Source organism: Kitasatospora sp. NPDC059571 (assembly GCF_042735675.1).
Lineage (GTDB): Bacteria > Actinomycetota > Actinomycetes > Streptomycetales > Streptomycetaceae > Kitasatospora.
In genome coordinates this window covers 7,133-9,989 of record NZ_JBHWBW010000288.1, presented here as the reverse complement: position 1 = coordinate 9,989, position 2,857 = coordinate 7,133, and the positions used below count along the sequence as shown (strand labels likewise).

Here is a 2,857-nt window from a genome sequence, read left to right as displayed (position 1 = left end):
GGGGGGGGGTGCGCCCGCGGCGGCGGCGGCCCGCGCCCGGGCCCCGTCGGCCTCGGAGAGCGGACCGAGCGGCAGGCCGTTGGCCCGGCGCAGCAGTTCGGCCCGGTCGGCGGTGCGCTGCGGCCAGTCCGCGTCCTCGGTGCGTGCGGTGACCAGGAGCAGCAGCGGCGCCGTCCGGGCGGCGGCGGCCAGTTCGAGCAGCAGCCGCAGCGAGGACGGGTCGGCGGCGTGCACGTCGTCGAGGACCAGCAGCAGCGGGGTGCGGGCGGCGGCGGTGCGCACCAGGTGGGCGGTGTCGCCGGTGAGCCGCAGCCGGGCGCCCTCCGGGTCCGGGGCCGGCAGCAGTCCGGCGGCCCGGCCGGCCAGCAGCGCTCGCAACGGCGGGGAGGCGCGGACCAGGCGGCCGCACGCCGGGTCGTCGGCGGTGAGCTCGCGCAGCAGGGCGGACCACGGCCGGAACGGGATCGCCGCGGCCTCGGGCGGGCACCAGGCCCAGGCGGTGCGCAGGCCGGCCCGGTCGGCCGCCTCGCGGGCAGTGCGGGTCTTGCCAGCGCCGGCCGGTCCGGTGAGGGCCAGCAGGCCGCCGCGGCCTGCGCGGGCCCGCCCGGCGGCCTCCTCGATCGCGGCCAGCACCCGCCGGCGGCCGACGAACGGCAAGGGCCCCATCACCGCGTCCTTCCGACGCCTGCGGGTCGGCGGCTCCGCACCGCGCCGCCGACGCTTCGAGCGTAGTGCGGCCGGGTCGGGCGGGCGGGCCGAACGCGCCGCCGGGCGGCCGCGGCGGGCCGGGTGGGAATTCCCGTATCGCAGCAGGCCGCGGCTGGTCTAGATTCGTCGCACGTGACCTCACCGACCGCGGCCGACAGCCGCCTCTTCGACGCCCTGCACACCTCCGCCGTCCGGGATGCCGCCGGGCTCCGCGCGGTGTACGAACAGCCCACGGACGCCGTGGTGCGCAAGCAGGTGGACCGGATCCACGAGCCGGCCCGGCAGCTGATCGGCTGCTCTCCGCTGGTGCTGGTGGCGAGCGCGGGTGCGGACGGGCGGTGCGACGTGTCCCCGCGCGGCGGGCCGGCGGGCTTCGTCGCGGTGCTGGACGAGCGCACGCTCGCGATACCGGACGCCACCGGCAACCGCCGGCTGGACAGCCTGCACAACATCGTCGAGACCGGCCGGGTCGGCCTGCTGTTCGTGGTGCCCGGCCGGGACACCACGCTGCGGGTCAACGGCCGGGCCTGCGTGTCGACCGACGCACGCCTGCTGGAGCAGCTCACCGCGGTCGGCAAGCCGCCGCGCAGCGCGATCGTGGTCGAGGTGGACGAGGTCTACGGACACTGCCCCAAGTCGTTCCTGCGCGCGGGGGCGTGGCGCCCGGAGTCCTGGCCGGCCGCGGACGCGCTGCCGAGCTCGGCCGAGGTGACCCTCTCGCACCTGCGGGATCCGGGACTGACGCTGGCCGACATCCAGCAGTCGGAGCGGGAGTCGCTGCTGTATCGCTACGAGTAGCCGCGGCACGGGTCCGCTGCGGGCGGACCGCGACGGACGGGCCGGGCGGCGGGGGCCGCCTGACCGGCCGTCACAGGGCGAACCGCTCCCCCGCCCGGTGGGAGCGGACGGCGGCGCCGCCGTCGTACGGACGGACCAGGTGCACCCGGCCCGCGCCGCGCACGGCAGTGCTGCCGTCGGCGGCCACGGTCAGTGCGGTGTTCTCGTCGATCGCCACGCCGGACGCGACCGTGCCGCGGGCGACCAGGGCCGCCAGCCGGCCCAGCGTGCCCCACTGGGCGGCGTGCACGTCGACCGCGGGAGCCAGCAGGCCCAGGCCGTCGTGCACCGCGACCTCGGTGAGGTCCTCGGCGGTGTCCTCCGGGCAGACCGGGACGCCGTCCGCCAGCCAGCCGCCGACGACGGCGCGGGCGGACGCGATCGCGGCACCGGCCGAGAAGCCCGCGTACGGCAGCGGCCGTTCGGCCAGCCGGCGGCCCAGCGGGCCGGCCAGCGCGGCCCGGTAGGCGGGGGTCAGGCCGCCGCCGACGAAGACCGCGTCCGCGGCGTCCAGCACCGCCGGGTCGAACCCGGCGCCGGGGAGAATCGGGACGGTGAACGGCCTGCAGGGCGCGGCCGCGGTGAGCGCCGCCGCCCAGCGGTCGGACTGCTCCGGCAGGTCGCCCTCGTCCAGCAGCAGGCAGGCGACCGCGGGATCCTCACCGGCCTCGGCCAGGAAGGGCCCGTACAGCTCCTGGTAGGCGTCGGTGTCGCGCCCGCCGCCGATCAGATGGATGCCCACTGCTCCCCCTCGTGCTGGTGTTCCCGGGGCACGGTAGGCGGCTTCGTCCGTCGGGGCCACCGCTTTTCCACCGGGGCGCAGCGCAGGTCGGGTGGGGTGCCCGGGTCAGCCGGGGGTCAGGCGGGGTGCAGGTCGGCGCCGCAGCGCCGGCAGACCGCCTGCGCCGGCTCGTCCGGCACCGCGTCACAGGCGGGGCAGAGCAGGGCCGGCAGGCAGGCCGGCTCGCCACCCTGCTCGGCGTCCGGCGCCGGCCGTGGCTCGGGCCGGCGCGCTCCGGGCGTGCTCTCGCTCTCCACGGACCGAGCGTACCGAGCGGCCCGGCCGGGCCGCCATGGCGTGGCGGCTAGCGGATCGGCGCCCGTGGTGGTGTCCTGGGAGGGACGGGAAGGGTCCCGGAAAAGACGCGGAGTAGCGGCGTGAGCCGTGCACCGCGAAATCAGGATCCGCGAGAAGCGGGTAGCCCCTTCCCGTCCCCGCGTCCCGGGGGGGGGGGGGGGGGGGCGCCCCCCCCCCCCCCGGGGGGGGGCCCGCGGCGGCGGGGCGGGGGGGGGGGGGCGGGCGCGCAGGGGA

At 78.8% G+C, this 2,857-nt stretch carries 4 protein-coding genes; 1 reads left to right on the top strand and 3 read right to left on the bottom strand.

Features of this window, described 5'->3' with window-relative positions:
- Positions 1–666 (bottom strand): ATP-binding protein (locus ACFV0G_RS26330; RefSeq protein ID WP_380552820.1); only part of this gene is annotated, 666 nt, incomplete at its 3' end.
- Positions 667–840: 174 nt separating this feature from the next.
- On the opposite strand from ACFV0G_RS26330, the gene ACFV0G_RS26325 reads away from it, so the two are divergent.
- Positions 841–1,506, top strand: a complete 666-nt coding sequence (locus ACFV0G_RS26325; protein ID WP_380552817.1) for an MSMEG_1061 family FMN-dependent PPOX-type flavoprotein — start codon at positions 841–843, stop codon at positions 1,504–1,506.
- A 70-nt stretch (positions 1,507–1,576) separates the two neighbouring features.
- On the opposite strand, the gene ACFV0G_RS26320 is transcribed toward ACFV0G_RS26325, so the two are convergent.
- On the bottom strand, positions 1,577–2,287 hold the full coding sequence (locus tag ACFV0G_RS26320) for a Type 1 glutamine amidotransferase-like domain-containing protein (protein ID WP_380552814.1): 711 nt from the start codon (positions 2,285–2,287) through the stop codon (positions 1,577–1,579).
- A gap of 116 nt (positions 2,288–2,403) precedes the next feature.
- Positions 2,404–2,583: a hypothetical protein gene (locus ACFV0G_RS26315; protein WP_380552811.1), complete on the bottom strand. Its 180-nt coding sequence runs from the start codon at positions 2,581–2,583 to the stop codon at positions 2,404–2,406.
- Positions 2,584–2,857 lie beyond the last annotated feature (274 nt).